This window comes from Lentilactobacillus buchneri (genome assembly GCF_018314255.1).
Taxonomy (GTDB): domain Bacteria; phylum Bacillota; class Bacilli; order Lactobacillales; family Lactobacillaceae; genus Lentilactobacillus; species Lentilactobacillus buchneri.
This window is the reverse complement of record NZ_CP073066.1, coordinates 1,444,624-1,468,546: the sequence shown is the minus strand read 5'-3', so window position 1 is coordinate 1,468,546 and position 23,923 is coordinate 1,444,624. Positions and strand designations below refer to the sequence as shown.

The 23,923-nt window shown below is 46.8% G+C and carries 18 protein-coding genes, 3 rRNA genes and 2 riboswitches; of the genes, 11 read left to right on the top strand and 10 right to left on the bottom strand.

Translation table 11 applies throughout. The annotated features are described in order from the left end of the window. Window positions 1-2: 2 nt before the first annotated feature. The gene (locus KE627_RS06990; RefSeq protein ID WP_041805990.1) at window positions 3-1,049 is read right to left on the bottom strand and encodes an LLM class flavin-dependent oxidoreductase; all 1,047 of its coding nucleotides are present in this window, start codon (window positions 1,047-1,049) and stop codon (window positions 3-5) included. Window positions 1,050-1,390: 341 nt separating this feature from the next. Here KE627_RS06990 and KE627_RS06985 point away from each other — a divergent pair, with 341 nt between their 5' ends. Continuing rightward, a complete protein-coding gene (locus tag KE627_RS06985) occupies window positions 1,391-2,416 on the top strand; it encodes an IS30 family transposase (RefSeq protein ID WP_035181582.1) in 1,026 nt (341 codons plus the stop codon). A 428-nt stretch (window positions 2,417-2,844) separates the two neighbouring features. Here the strand turns inward: KE627_RS06985 and thiE are convergent, their stop codons facing one another. Next, complete coding sequence (gene thiE / locus KE627_RS06980) at window positions 2,845-3,477, bottom strand: thiamine phosphate synthase (protein ID WP_013728936.1); 633 nt, start codon at window positions 3,475-3,477, stop codon at window positions 2,845-2,847. A 144-nt stretch (window positions 3,478-3,621) separates the two neighbouring features. Beyond that, window positions 3,622-3,714, top strand: a riboswitch (TPP riboswitch). Between the two features lie 127 nt (window positions 3,715-3,841). On the opposite strand from thiE, the gene thiS reads away from it, so the two are divergent. The 5 genes from thiS (at window position 3,842) to KE627_RS06955 (ending at window position 8,269) form a co-directional block, all read left to right on the top strand. After that, complete coding sequence (gene thiS / locus KE627_RS06975; RefSeq protein WP_013728937.1) at window positions 3,842-4,039, top strand: sulfur carrier protein ThiS; 198 nt, start codon at window positions 3,842-3,844, stop codon at window positions 4,037-4,039. Between the two features lie 297 nt (window positions 4,040-4,336). After that, window positions 4,337-4,984, top strand: coding sequence for a sulfur carrier protein ThiS adenylyltransferase ThiF (gene thiF, locus KE627_RS06970; protein ID WP_056939271.1), 648 nt, complete (start codon window positions 4,337-4,339; stop codon window positions 4,982-4,984). A gap of 13 nt (window positions 4,985-4,997) precedes the next feature. Further along, the gene (locus tag KE627_RS06965) at window positions 4,998-5,774 is read left to right on the top strand and encodes a thiazole synthase (protein WP_056939272.1); all 777 of its coding nucleotides are present in this window, start codon (window positions 4,998-5,000) and stop codon (window positions 5,772-5,774) included. 10 nt (window positions 5,775-5,784) lie between these two features. After that, window positions 5,785-7,005, top strand: a complete 1,221-nt coding sequence (locus KE627_RS06960; RefSeq protein WP_013728940.1) for a Zn-dependent hydrolase — start codon at window positions 5,785-5,787, stop codon at window positions 7,003-7,005. 16 nt (window positions 7,006-7,021) lie between these two features. Then, window positions 7,022-8,269 carry a dicarboxylate/amino acid:cation symporter gene (locus KE627_RS06955; protein ID WP_013728941.1) on the top strand — a complete coding sequence of 416 codons (1,248 nt, stop codon included), beginning with the start codon at window positions 7,022-7,024 and terminating at the stop codon, window positions 8,267-8,269. 182 nt (window positions 8,270-8,451) lie between these two features. Here KE627_RS06955 and KE627_RS06950 read toward each other — a convergent pair whose 3' ends face one another. Both KE627_RS06950 and KE627_RS06945 read right to left on the bottom strand, forming a co-directional pair. Beyond that, on the bottom strand, window positions 8,452-8,697 hold the full coding sequence (locus KE627_RS06950) for a hypothetical protein (RefSeq protein ID WP_013728942.1): 246 nt from the start codon (window positions 8,695-8,697) through the stop codon (window positions 8,452-8,454). Between the two features lie 69 nt (window positions 8,698-8,766). After that, the gene (locus KE627_RS06945) at window positions 8,767-9,111 is read right to left on the bottom strand and encodes a hypothetical protein (protein WP_013728943.1); all 345 of its coding nucleotides are present in this window, start codon (window positions 9,109-9,111) and stop codon (window positions 8,767-8,769) included. Window positions 9,112-9,217: 106 nt separating this feature from the next. On the opposite strand from KE627_RS06945, the gene KE627_RS06940 reads away from it, so the two are divergent. Then, window positions 9,218-10,732: a multicopper oxidase family protein gene (locus KE627_RS06940; RefSeq protein ID WP_013728944.1), complete on the top strand. Its 1,515-nt coding sequence runs from the start codon at window positions 9,218-9,220 to the stop codon at window positions 10,730-10,732. A gap of 57 nt (window positions 10,733-10,789) precedes the next feature. Next, window positions 10,790-10,955: riboswitch (M-box (ykoK) riboswitch) on the top strand. Between the two features lie 662 nt (window positions 10,956-11,617). On the opposite strand, the gene KE627_RS06935 is transcribed toward KE627_RS06940, so the two are convergent. The 4 genes from KE627_RS06935 to KE627_RS06920 form a co-directional block, all read right to left on the bottom strand. Beyond that, window positions 11,618-12,916 (bottom strand): cation:dicarboxylate symporter family transporter, encoded by a 1,299-nt coding sequence (locus KE627_RS06935; RefSeq protein ID WP_056939273.1) that lies wholly within the window; start codon window positions 12,914-12,916, stop codon window positions 11,618-11,620. 88 nt (window positions 12,917-13,004) lie between these two features. Beyond that, a 5S ribosomal RNA gene (gene rrf, locus KE627_RS06930) occupies window positions 13,005-13,121 on the bottom strand. A gap of 76 nt (window positions 13,122-13,197) precedes the next feature. After that, window positions 13,198-16,117, bottom strand: a 23S ribosomal RNA gene (locus KE627_RS06925). 224 nt (window positions 16,118-16,341) lie between these two features. Next, a 16S ribosomal RNA gene (locus KE627_RS06920) occupies window positions 16,342-17,916 on the bottom strand. The 16S, 23S and 5S rRNA genes sit together here, the layout of an rRNA operon. 497 nt (window positions 17,917-18,413) lie before the next feature. Between KE627_RS06920 and KE627_RS06915 the strand changes: the two genes are divergently transcribed. Then, complete coding sequence (locus KE627_RS06915) at window positions 18,414-19,598, top strand: thiolase family protein (protein ID WP_013728946.1); 1,185 nt, start codon at window positions 18,414-18,416, stop codon at window positions 19,596-19,598. 62 nt (window positions 19,599-19,660) lie between these two features. Here KE627_RS06915 and KE627_RS06910 read toward each other — a convergent pair whose 3' ends face one another. Then, window positions 19,661-21,247 (bottom strand): hypothetical protein, encoded by a 1,587-nt coding sequence (locus KE627_RS06910; RefSeq protein ID WP_013728947.1) that lies wholly within the window; start codon window positions 21,245-21,247, stop codon window positions 19,661-19,663. A gap of 174 nt (window positions 21,248-21,421) precedes the next feature. Between KE627_RS06910 and KE627_RS06905 the strand changes: the two genes are divergently transcribed. From KE627_RS06905 to KE627_RS06895, 3 genes are all read left to right on the top strand, one after another. Continuing rightward, window positions 21,422-21,616, top strand: a complete 195-nt coding sequence (locus KE627_RS06905) for a CsbD family protein (protein WP_013728948.1) — start codon at window positions 21,422-21,424, stop codon at window positions 21,614-21,616. A 192-nt stretch (window positions 21,617-21,808) separates the two neighbouring features. Continuing rightward, the gene (locus tag KE627_RS06900) at window positions 21,809-22,342 is read left to right on the top strand and encodes a GNAT family N-acetyltransferase (RefSeq protein ID WP_013728949.1); all 534 of its coding nucleotides are present in this window, start codon (window positions 21,809-21,811) and stop codon (window positions 22,340-22,342) included. 41 nt (window positions 22,343-22,383) lie between these two features. Further along, window positions 22,384-22,575, top strand: a complete 192-nt coding sequence (locus KE627_RS06895; RefSeq protein ID WP_013728950.1) for a hypothetical protein — start codon at window positions 22,384-22,386, stop codon at window positions 22,573-22,575. Between the two features lie 193 nt (window positions 22,576-22,768). Here the strand turns inward: KE627_RS06895 and KE627_RS06890 are convergent, their stop codons facing one another. Continuing rightward, the gene (locus KE627_RS06890) at window positions 22,769-23,914 is read right to left on the bottom strand and encodes a trans-sulfuration enzyme family protein (RefSeq protein WP_013728951.1); all 1,146 of its coding nucleotides are present in this window, start codon (window positions 23,912-23,914) and stop codon (window positions 22,769-22,771) included. Window positions 23,915-23,923: the final 9 nt, after the last annotated feature.

Genomic DNA, 23,923 nt, shown 5'->3' with positions numbered 1-23,923 from the left:
GCTTAGCCCTCCTCAGACAAAATTTCTTTGACGCGAGGAATCACCTTAGTCGCGTACAGCTCAATCATGCGTTCACGCTGGGCAGCCGTCTGGTTGCCGGCACCGTAAACCAAGTCAAATCGACCCAGGTTCATCAGGTTGATGGTGCGGGCCATTCGTTGGGCGACGTGTTCCGGATTACCGACGTAAAATGAGCCGACCTTGGTTTCACCGTCAAATTGTTCCCGACTCATCGGGGCCCAGCCGCGAGTTAAACCGATGCGGTCGAAGTTGGCCTTGATATTCTTCCAAGCAACTTCAACGGCCTGATCCTCATCGTCAGCAATAAAGCCATGAGAGTGAACGGCAACGGGTTGAACCGGCATATTGTATTTTTCGGCAGCTTTCTTGTACAAATTCAAATACGGCACAAAACGATCCGCCTGGCCGCCGATAATCGCCAAGATGACCTTGTAACCATACCGGGCAGTCCGAATAATTGATTCGGGTGAGCCGCCGATACCGATGTAAGTTTCAATGCCGTTATAATCGGTCTTTGGATAGACATCCTGATCCTTCAAGGATTGGGTAAATTTGCCATCCCAAGTAATCGGCTTTTCCTTAATCAGTTGGCTGTACATCTCTAATTTTTCATTGAATAAATCATCATAGTCGGTTAAATCATAACCAAAGAGTGGAAATGATTCCGTGAAGGATCCCCGGCCAAGCATCACTTGAGCGCGGCCTTGAGATAAGCCTTCAAGCGTGGCAAACCGTTCATAGACTCTGACCGGATCATCAGAGCTTAGCACAGTCACCGCGGTCGCCAGCTTGATGCGGTCAGTCACTGAAGCAAGTGCGCCCAGGACAATTTCAGGACTTGAGACACTGTAATCGGGCCGGTGATGTTCGCCGATCCCAAAGACATCGACGCCCAGCTTGTCAGCCAGCTCGCCTTCCTTCACGATTTGGCGAATGGATTGGCCAGCCGTCAACAGCTCGCCGTCTTCTCCCCGAACGATATCGCCAAACGTTTCGAGGCCAAATTGTAATTTGTCTACATCAACCATGCTCATGCTTTTTCCTCCCGTTGCTTACTTTTTGTAAGTATGATAATAGATTATAGTAATTTGGGGGAAATTGCAACTAAAATAGCTGGGGAATTGGCTTCAAAAGTCTAAAGGCAGAAATTAGGACTCGCACAATAACAGGCAAGGCTGAAAGTTAGTTCAAATCATATTCAAACTGTTGGAAAAAGGATTGAAGCCGCCATTGAATAAATTAATTCATACCCTCGATTTAAAATTGAAGTGCAACACCTGCTCTACTAGACCAGTTCTTTATTCAGACTAGTCAAAAAGGCCATGAAGACCTATTCTTAATTCACCACAAACAAGAAAGAGGTATCTTCATGACCCGAATTAAGAATATCATATCTAATCAGTATCACCAACTCAATTTAGCTGAACGTGGTCGAATTGAATCCCTAAGGGACTTAGATTGGTCTATCCGCCGGATTGCCCAGGCCCTTCATCGTAATCCCAGCACGATTTCACGTGAATTAAAACGTGGGACAACGACACAGATTAACGCTAGTACTCATATCTTTGAACAGTCATATCTGGCAGAAACTGGTGAAGCAATTTATCGTAAGCACCGACTAAATAGCTGTTATCGTGGACTCTTTGATCATTGTCAAACCTTCTGTAATGCTTTGGTGACAGCTTTAAAAGCGCGTCCCAGGATGCATAGTGTGGATACTTTTGTCCACCAATTCAAGACTGATCACCCAAGGCTTGTCTGCCCCTCAACACCGACGGTGTACCGGTATATTGATGACCAGCGTTTAGTTATCCGCAATTCAGACCTACCAGCTAAACTACGTCGCCGGATTAAATGCCCCGGGGCAAAGCATCATCGAATCAATAAGAAAAATCTGGGCCATTCAATCGAAGAGCGTCCCGCCATGGTTCAAGCGCGTCAAGAGCTTGGACACTGGGAAGGTGACTTGGTCAAAGGCAAACGGGTTGAATCTGAGCCAGCATTAATGACTTTGACTGAACGTGTTAGTCGCTTAGAGATCATCGTTAAACTTCCCAATTATCATGCCGACACTTGCTTGAAAGCCCTCCAGAATACCTTATATGACTATGGAACCGAGCACTTTAAAACCATTACTTTTGATAATGGTGCTGAGTTCTCAAGCTTGAGTCAAGTCAAGGGAACTGACATCTACTTTGCCCATCCTTATTCACCATGGGAACGTGGAACCAATGAGAACACTAACGGCCTTTTGCGCGAGTTCTTCCCGAAGGGCAGATCCTTGGCTTCGGCCTCACTCATTGACATTCAGCTGGCTCAAGATACCTTAAACAACCGGCTACGGCGGTCATTGAACTATCGCTGCCCAGCCGATCTAATGCCTGAACTAGCTTAGCAACTAGACCACTTCTAAGAATAGATTCTTAGTGTTGCACTTGATTTGACAATTGAGGTTATGATTTAAATTCCAGAATACTGCAGGATATTGGCGCCCCATCATATAAAGCGTTAAAAGCCGCCTGCGTTGACAGTGTTAGTAATAGATGGTAAATTAAATGTACAGAGAAATAAATAGGGCCTTAAGGCCACAAGGCGGCAGTTCCTTTGGTGCCTTCGATAAAACAGCTACTCATTACGAGTAGCTGTTTTTGGTTTCTTAAGCTGGAATTTAAATTCTAAATGAGGCCAATTGTAGCTGTCACTTATGATCCTGCAAGAAATACATTTTAAGTCAACAATGAACCAAAAGATTGTTTAGATTCCTTCTGCAGTATTTGCTGAATGTATGTTGCTTCTGGAACACTATTCGTGGCCCGATATAATTTACCCAATAGCTTCCTCAACCGCATCCCGCAACTCCCGGGTAGCACTCGCCGGATCGGCAGCCTTCATAATCGCAGAAACCACAGCCACCCCATCAACGTGGGCACCATCAATAGCCTCGACATTATCGGCCTTCAAGCCGCCAATCGCATACACGGGAATATCCACCAATCGTTTGATCTTACCAAGGGTTTCTACCGTCGTATGAACGGTCTTAACGTGTGTCGTGGTTGGGAAAATGGCTCCGGTTCCCAGGTAATCGGCGCCCATCTCTTCAGCTGCTTTAGCCTGCTTCAATGTCTTGGCCGTTGCACCGATAATCTTCTTGGGTCCTAAGATTCGGCGAGCGATGTCTACCGGCAAATCACTTTGACCAAGATGAACACCGGCGGCATCAACCGCTTGAGCAATGTCCAATCGGTCATCAATAATCAGGGGAATCTTGTACCGATCGGTAATGGCCTTTACCTTTAGAGCAAGTTCAAAAATTTCGCGGCTACTGCCCTCTTTTTGCCTAAGTTGGACCAAGCCAACCCCATTTTGCACACCCGCTTCAATCGCGCCAAAGAATTGTTCATCAGTCAATCCGGTGTGGTCCGTCACCAAATAGAGTGGTCGATTTGTTAGTTTCACAATCATTTCCTCCAATATTTTCTCATTTGCCATCAGTGTAAATGAACCTCGGCAAAAAGTATAGAAGTATTTCTCACTTGACTTTCAGATTGTAAGCGGTTATAAATAGATTATGAGCTTGAGCAAAGTTTCAAGCCTAATTGAATATTTCGTCTGGGGTGCCTGAAACGGCTGAGATTACACCCATCGAACCTGATGTAGTTTGTACTGCCGAAGGAAGAGCGAATTTAATGTTGAATTTATTTTGACCTTAAACCTTCTTTTTGCAGAAAAGAAGGTTTTTCTTTTCTGTGAATCGAACTTAATGTTGAAAAGACATCCACTGACCTCTTTCTTCGGAATCTGAAGAAAGGGGTCTTTTTGTATGGTGATGGTTAACGGTGAACAAGAATCCGGTATGGTTGGTCAAACAATCACCGAGTTCTTGAAACAAAGAGAAGCACCAATTGAAAACATCGTCGTCGAACAGAACGGCAAGATTGTCCACCGCTCTGAATTTGACACAACTAAAATTGCCGACAACGACAAACTGGAGTTAATCTCGTTTGTTGGTGGCGGTTAGGATGGTGGTTCCAAGCAGGAGTCTCCTTGTAAGCACCTCGGAAGCAAATCCCCAAAACCAGGGAATTTACTTCCGAGGAGACTTACAATCCGACGGCCGTGAAACGCCTAGCCTACTTGGCGACTCCTAACCGCTTGGATCCGCTCACTGATTAGGACAGCTCCTCCAAGCAGGAGTCTGCCTGTAAGCACCTTCAAGATAAATTCCAAAACCGGGAATTTCTCTTGAAGGAGACTTACACTCCGACTCCTAACCGCTTGGATCCGCTCACTGATATAAAAGGAGTCGATTGACAACATGCAAGAACCAGAAATTCAAGGAATGAGTTACGATGACGTTTATCTCGGCATGAAAGAACGCAATGTTAAGGGGTCAACTGACAAATTAGCTGCCGCTCACGTCACGATTGCCGGGGCCGGTGGTTTAGGGTCCAATATCGCGATTGCGCTGACCCGGATTGGCGTCGGCCACTTGACGTTGATTGACTTTGACACAGTTGAGCTCAGTAACCTCAACCGTCAGCAATTTAAACTCAGTCAGGTGGACATGCCAAAAGTTGTGGCCTTAAAGCAAAACCTGCAGGAATTTAATCCGTTCGTGGAAATTCAAATTCACCAAACTAAAGTGACTCATGACAACGTCAAAGAATTGTTCGAAGACGCTGACATCATCACTGAAGCGTTCGATAACCCTGCTGCCAAGGCGATGCTGCTGGATGCCGCATCCGAGTTCTATCCCGACAAGCCAATTGTGATGGGCACCGGGATGGCCGGCATTCACAGTTCCAACACGATTACCACCAAGCATCCCCGCAAGAATTTATACATCGCTGGTGACGGTGAATCCATGGGGGCTGAGGGCTTGATGGCACCGCGGGTCATGATTGCGGCCGGTCACGAAGCCAATATGATTACCCGGTTAATTTTAGGAGATACAGAAATCTGAGGAGGATTTATTCATGGCAAACGAAAAAGATGAGTTAATGATTGGCGGACACGCCTTCACATCTCGATTTATTTTAGGTTCAGGAAAATATTCATACGATTTGATTGATTCAGCCATTAATAACGCCAAGGCACAAATCATCACGATGGCCCTGCGCCGCAACAAGACCGGCAAGGAAAACATCTTAAACTACATTCCTGAAGGCATCACCATTTTGCCCAACACGTCAGGCTCGACCAACGCTGAAGAAGCCATTCGGACTGCGCGAATTGCCCGTGAACTAAGCGGCAGCAATTTCATCAAATTGGAAGTCGTTCCCGACAAGAAATATTTGATGCCGGACAACTACGAAACCCTCAAGGCAACCGAAGTTTTGGCTAACGAAGGCTTCATCGTCATGCCGTACATGCTGCCGGACTTGAATGTCGCTCACCAGTTGGTCGATGCCGGAGCTGCCACCGTCATGCCTTTGGGCGCACCAATCGGTACCAACAAAGGATTGTCCACCAAAGACTTAATCCAAATTTTGATTGACGAAATTGACCTGCCAATTATCGTTGACGCCGGCATTGGTCGACCAAGTCAAGCTGCCGAAGCCATGGAAATGGGTGCCGCAGCTGTCATGGCCAACACCTCAATGGCGACCGCCGGCAACATTCCGTTAATGGCCGAAGCCTTCAAGCCGGCCGTTGAAGCAGGCCGCAAAGCTTACTTAGCAAAACCAGGCCGGGTCATCGAACACGGGGCGGTTGCCTCATCGCCACTTACTGGTGTCAGCGCGGTAAAATAGGGGCGGTCATATGACAACAACCCAATTAACTGAACTCGCACATCGTTTAGCGACAATCAACCAATTTAAGACCAACGAAGCCGGTCAAAACCGGCTGGTCTATTCACCAACCTGGGTTGAGGCTCAAAGACAAGTCATCAAATGGGGGCTTGAGCTTGGCTTTCAGGTAAGCGTTGATGACTTTGGGACTGCCTATCTGGATATGCCGGGAACCACAGAACCGGAAGCAGTCATTGCGACCGGCTCACACATTGATACTGTCGCGCAAGGCGGTCAATATGACGGCTTGTACGGGGTACTTGGTGGCCTTCAGGCAATTGAAAATCTGGTAACAGAATTCGGCCGTCCGCAGAAAACGCTTCGACTGATTTCATTCAGCGAAGAAGAGGGCAGCCGCTTTCCGGATACCTTTACCGGTTCGAAGCACTATACCGGCCAACAGGTGGATTTGACGATGAAGGATCCTGCCGGCATTCAATTTGATGATGCTCGAAAACAGGCGGTTATCAAGTTGATGCTCGCTGGCGTTCACCACCAACTGCCGGATTTACCGGACACCTTTACCGAACTGCACATCGAACAGGGACCGCGATTAATTGACCAGGGTTTACAAATCGGCTTGGTTAAAAGCATTGTCGGCCAACGCCGGTACACCGTCACCGTTAAGGGGATCGCCAATCACGCCGGCACCACGCCGATGAATGACCGAGCGGATGCCCTGCAGCACGCTGTGGATCTCATCGTCGCCCTGCGAGAACAGGCCCGTCGATTGAATCCGGATTTAACTTTCACGGTTGGGGAAATGCACATTTCGCCCAATACGTCCAACGTTATCCCCGGCCTGGTCACGTTTACGGTTGACTGCCGGAATAGTGATGAAGCCGTTTTGGATCAATTTGAACGACTCCTTCAGCAAACCGTTACGGCTCCTGGCAACCAACGGATTACCAGCACGGCCAATCGCTGGGCGAAAAGCGACGTTACCCGGCTGGATCGCCAATTGCTCGAGAATAATCAGGCAATTGCTAATCAACTGGGCTTCAAATCCATTCAGCTGGCCTCCGGTGCCGGTCACGACAGTCAAATCATGGCTAAGCACACTCGGACGACAATGATTTTTGTCCCAAGCATCAACGGCATCAGCCATGCGCCAGCTGAGAACACCAGCCAAGAAGATTTACTTCGCGGCGTTGAGCTGTTAGCCGCAAGCCTCCACCAACAAGCCTATTAAGTTTGGGGGAACCATTTTGAAACACATTAGTATAACTGCACAAATTGGAATCGGCATGATTGGCGGGGCACTTCTTGGATTGGCATTTGGTCCAAAAATCGCCGGCATCCAATTACTGGGAAATATTTTCCTTCGCCTGATTCAAATGGCGGTCGTCCTGCTCATTTTCGGGGCGGTCATCGAAGCACTGGGCAGCTTAAAATCCGATCAACTGGGAAGATTGGGTGGCAAAACTGCCATGTGGTTCTTGATCACAACCTTAATTGCAGCAGTCCTCGGCTTGGCCATTGGCTACGCAGTCAATCCGGGCAGCGGCATCAAGCTGGCTTCGGTCAGCACATCTGCAACGGTCGCCAAGGCAGGGACTAGTTTTAGCCAGACTGTCTTAGATTTCTTTCCGACAAACATTTTTGACGCCCTCGCCAAAGGTAATGTGATTCAGGTGATTATTTTCGCAATTCTGTTTGGGATCGTTTTGAACCGTGCCAATACTGACGGCAAATTCAATCAAGTGTTGAGTTTCGTCAAACAGATGAACCAGCTAACTGTCAAGCTGGTCATGCTGGTGATGAAGCTCGCCCCCATCGGAATTGCCGCCTTGATGGCCTGGGTCACCGCTACCAGCGGGATTAAAGTCATCCTGCCCCTGCTCAAGTTCCTAACCGCATTTGGGCTGGGCTCGATCGCTTTCTTGATTGTCCTGTTTAGCTTCATCAGCTGGTACGCCAAAGTACCGCTCAGAGGATTGGTCCGCGGCTTTTCAAGAATTATTTTAGTTGCTTTTACAACAACTTCGTCAGCAATTTCACTTCCAATTGAAATGGAAGATGCTGAAAACCGGTTGGGGGTCGAAAAATCGATTAGCCAACTGGTATTACCGCTGGGGATGGCGTTAAACAGCAATGGTTTGGCGATGTATTTGTCACTGTCATGCTTGACGCTCACCCAACTTTACGGGATGTCTGTTTCACCAATGTCGATGGTCAAAATTGTCCTGCTGTCAGTGATCGCTTGCTTGGGAACGGTTGTCGTTCCCGGCGGCGGCCTGGTTGCATTGACAATCGTTGTCCCAACTTTGGGACTGCCATTGCAAAGCATTGCCATTTTAGCCGGCATTGACTGGTTCTCAGGAATGTTTCGAACCGTCCTCAACGTGGTTGGAGATACGACAACCGCGATTGCAGTGGCATCCGACGAAAAATTGCTCAACCGGGACCTTTATAAACTGCATGTCGACAAGATGGCACCAAAAAACAACTTGTGAGATCACTTCTTCGATTTAAGTACCATAGATTCATGCAGGAAAACCTGCAACACTTTTCTACCACAAAAAAAGACCAGCACCTGAGATTACTAGACGTCTCAGCGTGCTGGTCTTTTGTGAAATTCGTTACCCGACGTCCATCAGTCCCAGTCGACCAGACCAGGTAATGAACGCCCGCTGTTTTATTCGTGGTGACTAATGCCACCTAATCGTTCAATCGTTTCTTGCTTGAGGTAGTAAGGGGTAATCCCGTCATCAATGGCCTTGGTTAACAACCCCTGAGCTTCCTTTTGTGCAAGAATCGTCGGTACCTTCAAAGACATGACTGATTTGTTGATAACCATTTGATGGACATCAACGTCAGTCTTATATTGCAATTTCTTGGAACTTTGCTTTTTCTTTGATTTTTCGGTCTTTCCTTTAGCCATGAAAATCCCTCCCACTACTCTGTATAGCTCAATAATAGCAAATTCACAATTGAATGTATATTCAAAAGCCTAGTCGCGATCAGGAACTTTTTCAAACTTTGCCTGGTACCATTGATCCCAAGAACCTGCCTTCAGGCTCCCGTTCTCATCATACTCTGGGTTGATCACTGAAATCACGTGTTTAAGGTCGTTTCCGCGTTGTTCCAGTAAATCTTTTCTCATCTGTTCTGGCGTGAAGGACTTGTTTTCGAAAATGTAATGGTTAATGTCAGCCAAGTAATAGTCAATCTTGTACTCAGCCAAAATTTCCAAATCATTTTTCTTGAACCATCGAAGGTAAAAATCGATAAAGTCTTCCACTGCTTGATTGGTTGCTGTCTCATCTAACTTGTCGAAAGATACTACATCTGCCACAGTGCCACCTCCTCTTGTATTTCCATTATGCCACAAATCCTGTATTGGCGTCTAATTTAGTAGTATTATTAAATTGAATCCAATATAAACAAAGGATGCGGATAAAATGTCAGAACGAAAAGTTTACACAGATTATTTTTTTGACGAACCAGCTTACAATACCCATGACGGTGGCTTTGTTCCCCTTGAGGAACCTAAGACACCACAGCAGCCGCTGAAGATTCCGGAATTGCTTAAGCCGGATAAAGAGACCGATACTGACATGTACTACACGGTCATCGCCCAAACCGGTGAAGCACAGCTGATGCCTGGTAAGAAGACCAAGACATGGGGCTATAATACTGATTTACTTGGTAAAACCATTTTGTTCAAAAAGGGCAAAATGATTCATATTACTTTAAAAAATGAATTACCTGAACTAACCACTTTTCATTGGCACGGTTTAAACGTCCCCGGTCCCATCACGGATGGTGGCTGCCACGCGCCGGTTTATCCAGGTGAAAGCACCCACATTGATTTTAAATGCGACCAAGTTGCGGCAACCTTGTGGCTTCACGCGCACCCATGCCCAGCAACGGCCGAACATGTTTGGAAGGGATTAGCTACGGCTGTCGTTGTCAAAGATGACGTTGAAGCCAAGCTACCATTCCCAAGAAATTATGGGGTTGACGACATTCCCGTCATTTTGCAGGATCGTCGCTTCCATGAAGACAATCAGTGGGATTACATGGCTGACTATGACCCTGACGGCGTGCAGGGGCCGACTGCGATGATCAACGGGACCATTAATCCATACTTTGATGTAACAACCCAGCGGCTTAGATTACGCTTTCTGGACGGTGCTAACCGCCGTGAATGGCGGCTGCATTTTAGTGATGATTTGAAATTTACCCAAATCGCTTCAGATGGTGGCATTCTCCCTGAACCGGTTGATTTTACCCACCTGATGCTCACGTGTGCTGAGCGGGCGGAAGTTATCGTCGACTTTGGCCAATACAAGCCCGGCGATGAAGTCTCCTTGTTCTGTGACGACGTGCCAATCATGCGCTTTAGAATCCATGAATTTGCGCCGGACAATACCACCTTGCCTGATCATCTGGTGGACATTCCTGATCCGGATGTCACCCCAGGTGCACCAGTCCACAAGGTTGTTATGTCTGGAATGGATGAAGAAGTCATGATGAACGGGAAGAAATTTGATATGCAGCGGATCGACGACAAACAAAAGCTCGGCAACGTGGAATATTGGGACATCAGCAACACCAACGATATGAGTAACGGGATGGTCCACCCCTACCACATGCACGGGACACAGTTCAGGGTGGTTTCCAGAAACGGCCATGCGCCTTATCCAAATGAAAATGGCTTGAAAGATACGGTCGGCGTCAACCCTGGCGAAACCGTTCGGCTGAAAGTTTGGTTCAATCATCTAGGCGTCTTCATGAACCACTGCCACATTATTGAACACGAAGATGGTGGCATGATGGCGCAATTTGAGGTTTATGATCCGGATCATCCAAAGCAATACAAGCTAATGGATATGGATACTTTGATGAATGCCTTTGCTAAAGAGCGTGGTGTTAAGGTTGAAGATCTGAATATTCCTGGAATGGATATGTAAGCCTAATTGTTGCGCATAATTGGTTGACGTGATATTATAACTTGTGGAATGAAAAATGAATAAAGCTGTTAGGTGAGGCTCCTATGTGGAAAATGCTACTGCTCAGAAACGTCGAAAAACGCCAATGAGTCAGCTGTCCAGGTCAAAGTAAGGCTTGGACTAACGTAGCTGTTAATTTTTAACTACATCACATAGTGCTAAAGCTCAACGACTGGCGAGAAGTATTTTTGATGTGTCCAGTCGTTGAACGGCTGGACACTTTTCATTACCAAATAAAACTTTGAAGAGGTGAGAGTTATGACAGCAGAATTTATAGACCCAGGAGCGACGAAGCATCAGTCTACCAAGGGAAGCCCGGTTGTGATAACTCTCTCACGACTTAATCGTTAACGAGAAATTGTTGTAACCGATCTTCCCGAATTGAATAATTGTTTGACGACTCTAAACGTTTTGTTTCTTGCTTACTAGCTTTACAGCTAAGCGCATCACAAGAAATTTCCCGACTTCGTTTGTTTAGATGAGTCAACTTTTGGGAATTCGGTTAATGCAATTTCTCGGTGGTCTCGAACACGTTGGTACTGGCGTACTTGTGTCCGGTCGACTACTCATAGTCGAAAAACGCTTCACCTTTTAGGAAACTAATTGGGGAGAAATCAATTAATCGTGTTAAATTGCCACACATAAAGCGATAATAATAGTAATTATGAGGACCATACCTCCAAGAATCCGGTGGAAACTGATTCTTGAAAGATGACTGCTATCTTATCGACCAATAACATTATAAAGCCGTCAACGTAAATTCGTTGGCGGCTTTTAATTTGTCGTTAGAATACAAAAAGGCCGGAGCAAAACATTCAGTTTTGTCCCGGCCTTTATCTTAGTAACCTATCCAGCTTCTTCGACAGGTTTTTTCTTTTTAAATGATGCAATATATTTCTTGGATTTCTCTTCGTCAAACTCTTTTTCAGATTTACCAATGACAACCGTAGCGAGTGAGTTCCCCACCACGTTCACGGCAGTCCGACCCATGTCGACAATTCGGTCAATTCCGGCGATAAAAGTGAGTCCGGTAACTGGTACCCCGATGGTCGAAATAGTCGCCAGCAAAACCACAAATGAGGCCCCTGGAACCCCGGCCATTCCTTTAGAAGTAATCATCAGCACCACCAGCAAAGTGATCTGTTGGCCGATCGAGAGGTTAATATGATAAGCCTGAGCGAGGAACAAGGCAGCAATCGATTGATAGATTGCCGACCCATCCAGGTTAAAAGTATAGCCTGTGGGAATGACAAACGAGACGATTCCTTGACTACTCCCAAATTTGTCCATTTTCTCAATCATCTTAGGCAAAACGGCTTCAGAACTAGCCGTTGAAAATGCCAAAACAATTTCATCCTTAATGACTAGCAAGAGATCAAAAATACTAAAGCCAAAGATCTTGGCAACGATCCCCATAATAATGAGAATGAACGCGGCCATCGTGACATAAGCAATTGCCACAAAATAACCGAGTGGGATTAAGGCACCAATCCCCATTTCAGCCAAGGCAACTCCAATCAAGGCACAGACTCCGATGGGAGCGGCATGCATGACCCAGTTAGTCACTTTAAACATGACTTCGGCAACTGCATTCAAACCGTCAATTAGAATCTGTCCCTTTTCACCAATGGCGGCAATTCCTAAACCAAAGAAAACTGAGAAGAAAATGACTGGCATCATATCCCCATTTGCTAGGGACTTGAAGATGTTGGTTGGAATAATTCCCAGCAATGTCCCCCAGATACCGGTATGCTGCGCAGTCTTGGCGGTTGCCATATATTGGCTGATATCAGATCCGTGCAGCGAGTGAATATCAATCAGTGTCCCAGGATGTAGGACGTTTGCGACAACCATTCCAAGGGCGATGGCGATGGTTGTCATCAACTCGAAATAGATGATCGTCTTGAGACCAACTCGACCGAGTTTCTTAATATCTCCCATACTGGCAATTCCAACTGTTAAACATGAAACGACAATCGGTAAAACAATCATTTGAATCAAGTTGATAAACATGGTTCCAATATTCTGCATGGCCGTTATCGCGGTATTGTTTTTGTAGAAAATCACACCAAAAAAGACACCAAGTAATAGACCAATAAGAATCTGCCAGCCGAGGCTCAGCCGGTAAGCTCTGTATCGTTTCATAATTTCACCCATTTTCCCAAAAATATGTACTATTTCAATATAAAACAAAAGCCTTCAATAGTAAATACCATTGAAGACTTTCTAAATTGCGTGGCAACGTCCTACCCTCGCAGGGGGCGATCCCCCAACTACTCTTGGCGTGCAGAAGCTTAACTTCTGTGTTCGGCATGGGAACAGGTGTATCCTTCTGGCTATCGCCACCACACTATTTTTCCTTGAAAGAACTTCGTTCTCTCAAAACTAGCTAATATTAATTTTCTGCCCTTGAACACCATTTCTACTTGGTTAAGTCCTCGACCGATTAGTATTGGTCCGCTCCGTACATCACTGCACTTCCACTTCCAACCTATCTACCTGATCATCTCTCAGGGGTCTTACTTCCATATAGGAATGGGAAATCTCATCTTGAGGTAAGTTTCACACTTAGATGCTTTCAGCGTTTATCTCATCCATACGTAGCTACCCAGCGGTGCGCCTGGCGGCGCAACTGGTACACCAGCGGTATGTCCATCCCGGTCCTCTCGTACTAAGGACAGCTCCTCTCAAATTTCCTGCGCCCGCGACGGATAGGGACCGAACTGTCTCACGACGTTCTGAACCCAGCTCGCGTACCGCTTTAATGGGCGAACAGCCCAACCCTTGGGACCGACTACAGCCCCAGGATGCGATGAGCCGACATCGAGGTGCCAAACCTCCCCGTCGATGTGGACTCTTGGGGAGATAAGCCTGTTATCCCCAGGGTAGCTTTTATCCGTTGAGCGATGGCCCTTCCATACGGTACCACCGGATCACTAAGCCCGACTTTCGTCCCTGCTCGACCTGTCTGTCTCGCAGTCAAGCTCCCTTCTGCCTTTACACTCGTTGAATGATTTCCAACCATTCTGAGGGAACCTTTGGGCGCCTCCGTTACTGTTTGGGAGGCGACCGCCCCAGTCAAACTGCCTACCTGACACTGTCTCCCGCCACGCTAAGTGGCGCGGGTTAGAGTGTTCACACAGCGAGGGTAGTATCCCACCAACGCCTCTGCCGAAACTAGCGTTCCGGCTTCAATGGCTCCTACCTATCCTGTACAAGCTGTGTCAACACCCAATATCAAGCTACAGTAAAGCTCCATGGGGTCTTTCCGTCCTGTCGCGGGTAACCTGCTTCTTCACAGGTATCTTAATTTCACCGAGTCTCTCGTTGAGACAGTGCCCAGATCGTTACGCCTTTCGTGCGGGTCGGAACTTACCCGACAAGGAATTTCGCTACCTTAGGACCGTTATAGTTACGGCCGCCGTTTACTGGGGCTTCATTTCTGGGCTTCGCCGAAGCTAACTCATCCACTTAACCTTCCAGCACCGGGCAGGCGTCAGCCCCTATACGTCATCTTACGATTTTGCAGAAACCTGTGTTTTTGATAAACAGTCGCCTGGGCCTTTTCACTGCGGCTGTGCTTGCGCACAGCACCCCTTCTCCCGAAGTTACGGGGTCATTTTGCCGAGTTCCTTAACGAGAGTTCACTCGCTCACCTGAGGATTCTCTCCTCGACTACCTGTGTCGGTTTGCGGTACGGGTAGTTGATGACTCACTAGAAGCTTTTCTCGGCAGTGTGACGTTGGTTGCTTCCCTACTTAAATTTCGGTCCTCATCACCACTTGTCAACCCGCCAAAAAGCATTTGACTCTTTGACTGACTTGTGGCTTGAACATCCCTTTCCAACTGGATGCACAACTTAGCCTCCTGCGTCCCTCCATCGCTCAAACATCATCAACTAGTACAGGAATCTCAACCTGTTATCCATCGCCTACGCCTTTCGGCCTCGGCTTAGGTCCCGACTAACCCTGGGAGGACGAGCCTTCCCCAGGAAACCTTAGTCATTCGGTGGATCAGATTCTCACTGATCTTTCGCTACTCATACCGGCATTCTCACTTCTAAGCGCTCCACCAGTCCTTACGGTCTAGCTTCATTGCCCTTAGAACGCTCTCCTATCACTTGACCAAAGGTCAAGTCCACAGTCTCGGTAATATGCTTAGCCCCGGTAAATTTTCGGCGCGGAATCACTCGACTAGTGAGCTATTACGCACTCTTTAAATGATGGCTGCTTCTGAGCCAACATCCTAGTTGTCTATGCAACTCCACATCCTTTTCCACTTAGCATATATTTAGGGACCTTAACTGGTGGTCTGGGCTGTTCCCCTTTTGACGATGGATCTTATCACTCACCGTCTGACTCCCGGATAAAAATCAATGGTATTCGGAGTTTATCTGAACTTAGTAACCCATGACGGGCCCCTCATCCAAACAGTGGCTCTACCTCCATGATTCTACGTCCGAGGCTAGCCCTAAAGCTATTTCGGAGAGAACCAGCTATCTCCAAGTTCGTTTGGAATTTCACCGCTACCCACACCTCATCCCAGCACTTTTCAACGTACACGGGTTCGGGCCTCCAGTGCGTTTTACCGCACCTTCACCCTGGACATGGGTAGATCACCTGGTTTCGGGTCTACAGCAACATACTAAAACGCCCATTTCAGACTCGCTTTCGCTGCGGCTCCGGCTTTTAAACCTTAACCTGGCATGTTACCGTAACTCGCCGGTTCATTCTACAAGAGGCACGCTATCACCCATTAACGGGCTCTAACTGCTTGTAGGCACATGGTTTCAGGAACTATTTCACTCCCCTTCCGGGGTGCTTTTCACCTTTCCCTCACGGTACTGGTTCACTATCGGTCACTAGAGAGTATTTAGCCTTGGGAGATGGTCCTCCCGGATTCCGACGACGTTTCACGTGTGTCGCCGTACTCAGGATCCTGAACTGAGGGTCATTGATTTCACCTACGGGGCTATCACCCTGTTTCGCCAACCTTCCCAGATTGTTCGATTATCAACAACTTTGGTAACTCAAATGTTCAGTCCTACAACCCCAATGAGCAAGCTCATTGGTTTGGGCTGTTCCCCGTTCGCTCGCCGCTACTGAGGGAATCGAAAATTTCTTTCTGCTCCTGTGGGTACTGAGATGTTTCAGTTCCCCACGTCTACCTCTATACAGCTATGAATTCACTATATAGTAACAGTCGATTAAAACTGCTGGGTTTCCCCATTCGGAAATCTCCGGATCAAAGCTTACGTACAGCTCCCCGAAGCATATCGGTGTTAGTCCCGTCCTTCATCGGCTTCTAGTGCCAAGGCATCCACCATGCGCCCTTTTTAACTTAACCTGTACATCACTACGTAATGCAAAGTTAATTGAGTATTTGCGATTTTTTCTAGTTAACAAACTCAAAATAACGCGGTGTTCTCGGTTGAAATTATATAAAATACAATTTCAAAAAAATTATTACAGAAAATTAATATTATCTAGTTTTCAAAGAACGAATTGAGAGTAGACCTCTCAAAACTAAACAAAACTTTCGACAATGTGCAGGATTCCGTTTTTCCTTAGAAAGGAGGTGATCCAGCCGCAGGTTCTCCTACGGCTACCTTGTTACGACTTCACCCTAATCATCTGTCCCACCTTAGACGGCTGGTCCCCGAAGGTTACCTCACCGGCTTTGGGTGTTACAAACTCTCATGGTGTGACGGGCGGTGTGTACAAGGCCCGGGAACGTATTCACCGTGGCATGCTGATCCACGATTACTAGCGATTCCAACTTCATGTAGGCGAGTTGCAGCCTACAATCCGAACTGAGAACGGCTTTAAGAGATTAGCTTGACCTCGCGGTTTCGCGACTCGTTGTACCGTCCATTGTAGCACGTGTGTAGCCCAGGTCATAAGGGGCATGATGATTTGACGTCATCCCCACCTTCCTCCGGTTTGTCACCGGCAGTCTTGCTAGAGTGCCCAACTGAATGCTGGCAACTAACAATAAGGGTTGCGCTCGTTGCGGGACTTAACCCAACATCTCACGACACGAGCTGACGACAACCATGCACCACCTGTCATTCTGTCCCCGAAGGGAACGCCTAATCTCTTAGGTTGGCAGAAGATGTCAAGACCTGGTAAGGTTCTTCGCGTAGCATCGAATTAAACCACATGCTCCACCGCTTGTGCGGGCCCCCGTCAATTCCTTTGAGTTTCAACCTTGCGGTCGTACTCCCCAGGCGGAGTGCTTAATGCGTTAGCTGCAGCACTGAAGGGCGGAAACCCTCCAACACTTAGCACTCATCGTTTACGGCATGGACTACCAGGGTATCTAATCCTGTTCGCTACCCATGCTTTCGAGCCTCAGCGTCAGTTACAGACCAGACAGCCGCCTTCGCCACTGGTGTTCTTCCATATATCTACGCATTTCACCGCTACACATGGAGTTCCACTGTCCTCTTCTGCACTCAAGCCTCCCGGTTTCCGATGCACTTCTCCGGTTAAGCCGAAGGCTTTCACATCAGACCTAAAAAACCGCCTGCGCTCGCTTTACGCCCAATAAATCCGGACAACGCTTGCCACCTACGTATTACCGCGGCTGCTGGCACGTAGTTAGCCGTGGCTTTCTGGTTGGATACCGTCAAGATGTCAACAGTTGCTCTGACACCTGTTCTTCTCCAACAACAGAGTTTTACGAGCCGAAACCCTTCATCACTCACGCGGCGTTGCTCCATCAGACTTTCGTCCATTGTGGAAGATTCCCTACTGCTGCCTCCCGTAGGAGTTTGGGCCGTGTCTCAGTCCCAATGTGGCCGATTACCCTCTCAGGTCGGCTACGTATCATCGCCTTGGTAGGCCGTTACCTTACCAACAAGCTAATACGCCGCGGGTCCATCCTAAAGTGACAGCCGAAGCCGTCTTTTAAACCAAAACCAGGTGGTTTTGGTTGTTATACGGTATTAGCACCTGTTTCCAAGTGTTATCCCCTACTTCAAGGGCAGGTTACCCACGTGTTACTCACCAGTTCGCCACTCGTCTCAATGTTAAATCTTTCAAGTGCAAGCACTTAAAATCATTAACGGAGACGCGTTCGACTTGCATGTATTAGGCACGCCGCCAGCGTTCGTCCTGAGCCAGGATCAAACTCTCATCTTAAATTGTTTAAAATGATAAGCCTGTGATAGCTCATGATTTAAATTTATTATTTGTTTTACGAATTGACTTCGCAAATGTTTGGTTCCAATTCCGAAGAATTGAAACGTCCTGCACATTTGTTTGTCGAAAATTTTGTTCAGTTTTCAAAGGTCTACATCAGAACACAAACATTTTTGGCGAATAAATTAGAATTGTTCGTTTATTCAAATCCTTGTGTCCCTTGCCTCTAACAGCAAGAACAATTATATAACAGCCAATCTTTCAAGTCAACAAAAACTTTTTAATTAGCAATTGGTATATGTGTTCATGTCATTGAAGCAACGAGTAATATATTATCAGCTATTTCGGCCGAGGTCAACAGGTAATTTCAAATTAATTCAATAAATCGTTGCTGACAAAGCTTAAAGATTGTTAATACCGGGAACAAATCCTCCCCGCAAACACCATTTAGCCTGTATACTGGCAATTGAAATCTTCGCGAAAGGAACTGTCATCATTTGAAGAAAATTGTAATTATCGATGCCAAACGATCAGCCATCGGCAAATTAAACGGCTCATTATCTTCATTAACTGCCGAACAACTTGGTTCAAAAGTCACGCGTGCTTTATTAAAAGATGCTAGTCTTTCCGGCAGCCAAGTTGATCAAGTTATCTTTGGCAACGCCATCCAGGCCGGAAATGGCCAAAACATTGCCCGACAAATCGAATTGAACAGTCAAATTCCAGAAAGCAAAACAGCTTTCACAGTCAACCAAGTCTGTGGTTCAGGACTGCAAGCAATCCATCAAGCACAATCCGCCTTGCTTCTCGGGGAAGTGGAAACGGTCATTGCCGGCGGAACCGAAAGCATGTCCAACGTTCCTTACTTGAACATGTCACAACGAAAGGCAACCAAGTTTGGGCCGGTCACATTATATGATGGGCTGCAACGAGACGGCCTAAGTGATTCCGCGACGGATGAACCAATGGGAATGACTGCTGAAAACGTTGCCGATCAATATCATGTCTCACGTGAAGAACAGGATGCTTTTGCATTGCGATCACATCAACTGGCTGCGCGAGCTACTGAACAGCATTATTTTGATGATGAAATTATTCCCATTGAACTCAACCAACCCAAATCACACGCTCCCCACATCGTAGCGCAAGATGAATCGATCCGGGTCGACACAAATTTGGAAAAACTGGCCGCCCTTCGTCCCGCTTTTAAACCGAACGGATCCGTCACTGCCGGCAACAGTGCACCACTAAACGACGGCGCTTCTGCTCTGATCATGATGACTGAAGACCGGGCAAACCAGTTGGGACTATCTCCAATGGCAGAGGTGCTGGGTTACGCCGAGCGCGGGATCAACCCGGAAGTCATGGGGTATGCGCCCTACTTAGCCATTAATCAATTGGTCTCCCAGCTCAACATGTCAGTCAACGACATCGACCTCTATGAAATCAACGAGGCCTTTGCTTCTCAATCAGTGGCAGTTGTTCGTGATCTGGGCATTTCAGTTGATAAAGTTAACATTAACGGTGGGGCAATCGCACTGGGTCATCCGCTCGGAGATTCTGGTGCCCGCATCGTGACGACGTTATTGCATAATCTGCGCCGGACCGACCAAGAATTTGGCGTTGCCTCTCTTTGTATGGGCGGCGGGATGGGCTCCGCACTGGCAATCAAACTTCTTTAATCACAAAAAATAGGACCGTAGGCTAAACGCTGACAACGTTTGACCCACGATCCTATTTTATTTTAATTAAGTTTTATCTGTTCATCTTCAGGTAAGTGGTCTTTAAACGAAGATTGATACAGCCAATAATAAACCCGCTTGGTGGCTTTTGTCATCTCAGCATACGCAGGATTGATCGATTTAACTTCCGGATAGACCCGCATTAAATGACTGAAGGCACTGAAACTTCCAGCAGCAGACATCCCGTCATCGTCCTTCTTCCCCCGTTCAACCAGGCCAATTAATTGATCAACCTGGAATCGCGCCAGGGCGTCCACATAATCAAAGAGGGTTCCGGCAGCTTGGAAACTCGGCTCAATCACCTGCCGTGACGTTGTGTACTGTCCGGAGGCAATTTGGGTCAACAACTGATTTCTGCTCATCGTATATTGCACCATCAATGGCGTTAAAAAAACATTCTGTAGAATCTGATGAGTGGTTTCAAAAATCCCATAGGCTACCTTGACCGTTTCACCGCGATCATTCACCTGTGGCCGGTCATTTTCCAACACCCGACTGTATCGCAATTGATAGTTCTGATGTTTGGCATTTCTGGCACTGCCGGCGTTACTTAAATTCAATACAGCCAACTTTTCTGCCAGATCAGCACCTGATTGGGGTAAGTTCAAATATTTCCCAATTGCCTCAACTGCGGCTTTGGTCTTGGCAAGAACCGTTGCCTGATCAGCGGCACTGGTGATCGGAGCACCGACTAAATCGGGATTATTTTGAGTGAATTTTGCGTAAACCAACGCATATAAACCGATTGATCCCAGTGAATTGACCATGCCGGCCAACGTGTTGTTGACAAATAGATTAATATCTTCTGTCAGCGAAACTTTGCCGATCGCATCGGTCATCATCTTGGGTAAATCGTGCTCGTCACTAAAATCGTCTTCATTATAGGAATAATTTCCGAGCAGCGACTGTTCATCATTACCGACTGGCTGGTTGCTTAAAAAGCCATCGCTAATTTCCCTGGCAACGCCCGTGGCGATCGTCTCATCGATGGCCGATGGCTTGGTCGTTTGGTTATTAATCGCTTTAAATGGTGAAGCACCGTTCATATAGCCGTTGACGTGGTCAAACCACTGATTAACCAGGGTCCGCTGTTGATTGAGATCCAGGTTCTGCAAGGCAGAGTTAATCCGGAAAACAACGCCACCGGCGCCGGCAATCGCCCGGACAAATTGAATCACCGCTGTCTTATAACCAACAACGTACTTTTCAGGAGCCTGGCTCTGACTTAAGTATTCAGAAAATTGAGTGCCGGCTGCCCGGTTGACGACTGAACTGTCGTCATCTCCGGTCGCCCACAGCGACATATAGTTAAATTGATCAATGCTGACATGTTTTAAATCCTTGGCGGCTGCCAAATACCCCATCTGCATTGGTTTGGACATTTTAAACTCTGCCAACGAAACACTTGGCTGCAGCGGACCGGGCAAAAACGACCGCAAGCCCCGGGTAATTCGTTCAGAATAGATTGAGCTCTTAGCGTAAGTATTTTCTCCCAGCACTTTTGAAGTCATTAACCCCAACATGCTGAGAATTTTTTGTTGTTTCGAACGGGTGTCGGAATCATTTACCGACGAACTGGCCTTATTCATTTCGAAACCACCCCCTAGTATTATGACTATAATATCATAAACTATGGCGAATCATTGCCAACAAATGGGGAATTAACCATTCTGAAACAATTTTCAAATCTGAGGCGTTATTTTTGTGATTCATTCAAAAAGTCTGTATGCTTATGGTAGAGATAAGGAAAGGGTGTGAAACTAATGGGAAATCTGAAAAACAAGTCCGATGAAGTCATCGGCAAAGTCAAAGAAACCGTTGGCGACGTAACCGGAAACGACAAGTTGAAGCTGAAAGGCAAAGCTCAAAAGACATCTGGGAAAGCCAAAGATAAGGTTGAAGATGCCAAGGAAAAGGCGTCCAAGAAAGTGAATGATGCCTTGGACGACAAGAAGTAAAATCCAGCTGTTAAATAAGAAACCCGATACCTGCGAATCGCATGGTATCGGGTTTCTTTCCCCAAAAATGAGAAAGTAAAACTTTTTACATGTTTTGTATTGCATGCCAAATAATATTGTTCTATAATTCACTCTCGTGTTATTTTGATCTAATCAATTGAATTAGAAATATGAACAGGGATGTGAATCGAAATGTCAGCAACTTATTTGCGTCAAGCAACCAATGCAGACCTTCCAGAAATCAAAAAAATTATTGAAGAAGCAAAAGCCTACCTTAAAAAGCAAGGCATCGACCAATGGCAGGATGGCTATCCGGCCACCGAAGACTTGGAGTTTGATGTCAACAACGGGATCACCTACGTGTTAATTATTGACGGCCAAATCGCCGGAACCGCAGCTCTCCACCAAGGATTGGACGTCAACTACCTCAACATTCACGATGGCGAATGGGTCAACGGCGTCCACGGCCGCTATACCGCCATTCATCGGATCGCCATGTCGTCGAATTTCCGCGGCCAGCACCTATCCCAAAAGATGATCAGCGGCCTAATCACCATTTCCGGTGTTCTGGGTTACAAAGATATCCGAATTGACACGCATCCCGACAACTTGGGAATGCAGCACGTGATCACCACGAATGGTTTTACCAAACGGGGCACGATTTACATGGCTGAAAAAGACAGCGAAGCATCCCCACGCTATGCCTACCAACTGGTTATTGGGTAAGCGAACAAGTTGGAGTACAATATGGTTAATGAGGTGATAATATGGCACAAGATGATGCTGCCGTAAAGACCGCACTAATCATTATGTACGTTATCGGCGTAGTTTGTCTGGGAATCACATTCTTCCTACTCGATAAAGTCAACGGAAAATGGTTTACCAAGTTCTCAGTCGGCCTTGTCGGGGTGATTTTAGTAATGGGAATTATCTTAGTCAATGTGATTAATCTAAATTAAAGAGTGGGACATAAGGCGTTTTGATCCCAGAATTTAAGCAAATAATCCGGTTATTCCTGTCTTTGGAATAGCCGGATTATTTGCTTAAATGGCCGGGATCAGCCGACTGCCGCACGTTTAAACTAGATAACAGAGGAATAAAAACAAACGGGTGAGACAACACAAATTGTCTCACCCGTTTGTTTTATTTAAACTAAATTTGTTGGAATGCCTGATCCAAATCAGCAATCAAGTCGTCAGCGTCTTCCAAGCCGACTGACAGGCGGATCAATTCGTCCTGAATACCCATTTTAAGCCGTTCTGGCTTGGGAATCTCGAAGTGTGACATGAATGCCGGCACTTCGACCAAACTTTCAGCAGCGCCCAAACTAACGGCCAGAATGATGAGCTGAAGGCTGTTGACAAACTTGGCAGCGTCCAATCCGGGTTGGACTTCAAAGGAGAGCACCCCACCGGCACCTTTAGCTTCATCACTGATGATTTGGTAATCCTGACTGGTTTTGTCAACAGTTGGGTAATAAATCTTGGCGACTTTGGGATTACTTTGCAAATAAGCGATGATTTTCTCGGCGTTTTGAATGTGCCGATCCATCCGGATGTTTAGGGTTTGAATACCACGGCGAAGCAAGTTGGCTTCTTGAGGTGCCAAAACTGCGCCAATGGTATTTTGAATCGCATAAATTTGATCGCTCAAATCCTTGGTTTTGGTGACAATCATCCCCGCCGTAAAGTCAGAATGACCACCCAAGTATTTAGTTGCCGAGTGCAGCACCACATCGGCGCCCAAGTCTAATGGGCGTTGGAGATAAGGTGTCAAAAAGGTATTGTCGACAACCACCAAGGCATTGTGTTGATGAGCAATTTGGGAAATCTGCTTGACGCTTGAAACCTTGAGTAACGGGTTGGTCACCGGCTCGAAGTAGACGCCTTTGGTATTCGGCTTGAAAGCCGCTGCCACCGCATCGGCATCTTGGGTATCAACTTCGGTGAATTCCAACCCACGTGGCTTCAAAAAATCATTCACCAGTCGGAAAGTCCCACCGTAAATGTTATCGCCGATAATCAGATGATCGCCAGGCTTAAAGAGCGCCAATGCCGCATGAATGGCCGCCATCCCGCTTGAAAAAGCAAAGCCGCGGTCACCGTTTTCCAATTTGGCACACACGTCTTCAACGGCATCTCGAGTTGGGTTGCCGGAACGTTCATAGTCCCATTTAACATCCGCCCCCAGCTTGGGGTAGCGAAAAGTTGATGAGTTGTAGATCGGCACGTTCACAGCTCCGGTGGAGTTGTCATTGGGACGGCCGCCGCGAACCAGTAATGTATTAAATTTAACCATTAAAAAATC

Excerpts from the sequence above, each read along its gene's own strand:
- KE627_RS06990 (WP_041805990.1), bottom strand. The coding sequence starts at position 1,049 with ATGGTTGATGTAGACAAATTACAATTTGGCCTCGAAACGTTTGGCGAT.
- KE627_RS06985 (WP_035181582.1), top strand. The coding sequence starts at position 1,391 with ATGACCCGAATTAAGAATATCATATCTAATCAGTATCACCAACTCAAT.
- thiS (WP_013728937.1), top strand. The coding sequence starts at position 3,842 with ATGGTGATGGTTAACGGTGAACAAGAATCCGGTATGGTTGGTCAAACA.
- thiF (WP_056939271.1), top strand. The coding sequence starts at position 4,337 with ATGCAAGAACCAGAAATTCAAGGAATGAGTTACGATGACGTTTATCTC.
- KE627_RS06965 (WP_056939272.1), top strand. The coding sequence starts at position 4,998 with ATGGCAAACGAAAAAGATGAGTTAATGATTGGCGGACACGCCTTCACA.
- KE627_RS06960 (WP_013728940.1), top strand. The coding sequence starts at position 5,785 with ATGACAACAACCCAATTAACTGAACTCGCACATCGTTTAGCGACAATC.
- KE627_RS06950 (WP_013728942.1), bottom strand. The coding sequence starts at position 8,697 with ATGGCTAAAGGAAAGACCGAAAAATCAAAGAAAAAGCAAAGTTCCAAG.
- KE627_RS06940 (WP_013728944.1), top strand. The coding sequence starts at position 9,218 with ATGTCAGAACGAAAAGTTTACACAGATTATTTTTTTGACGAACCAGCT.
- KE627_RS06935 (WP_056939273.1), bottom strand. The coding sequence starts at position 12,916 with ATGAAACGATACAGAGCTTACCGGCTGAGCCTCGGCTGGCAGATTCTT.
- KE627_RS06910 (WP_013728947.1), bottom strand. The coding sequence starts at position 21,247 with ATGAATAAGGCCAGTTCGTCGGTAAATGATTCCGACACCCGTTCGAAA.
- KE627_RS06905 (WP_013728948.1), top strand. The coding sequence starts at position 21,422 with ATGGGAAATCTGAAAAACAAGTCCGATGAAGTCATCGGCAAAGTCAAA.
- KE627_RS06900 (WP_013728949.1), top strand. The coding sequence starts at position 21,809 with ATGTCAGCAACTTATTTGCGTCAAGCAACCAATGCAGACCTTCCAGAA.
- KE627_RS06895 (WP_013728950.1), top strand. The coding sequence starts at position 22,384 with ATGGCACAAGATGATGCTGCCGTAAAGACCGCACTAATCATTATGTAC.
- KE627_RS06890 (WP_013728951.1), bottom strand. The coding sequence starts at position 23,914 with ATGGTTAAATTTAATACATTACTGGTTCGCGGCGGCCGTCCCAATGAC.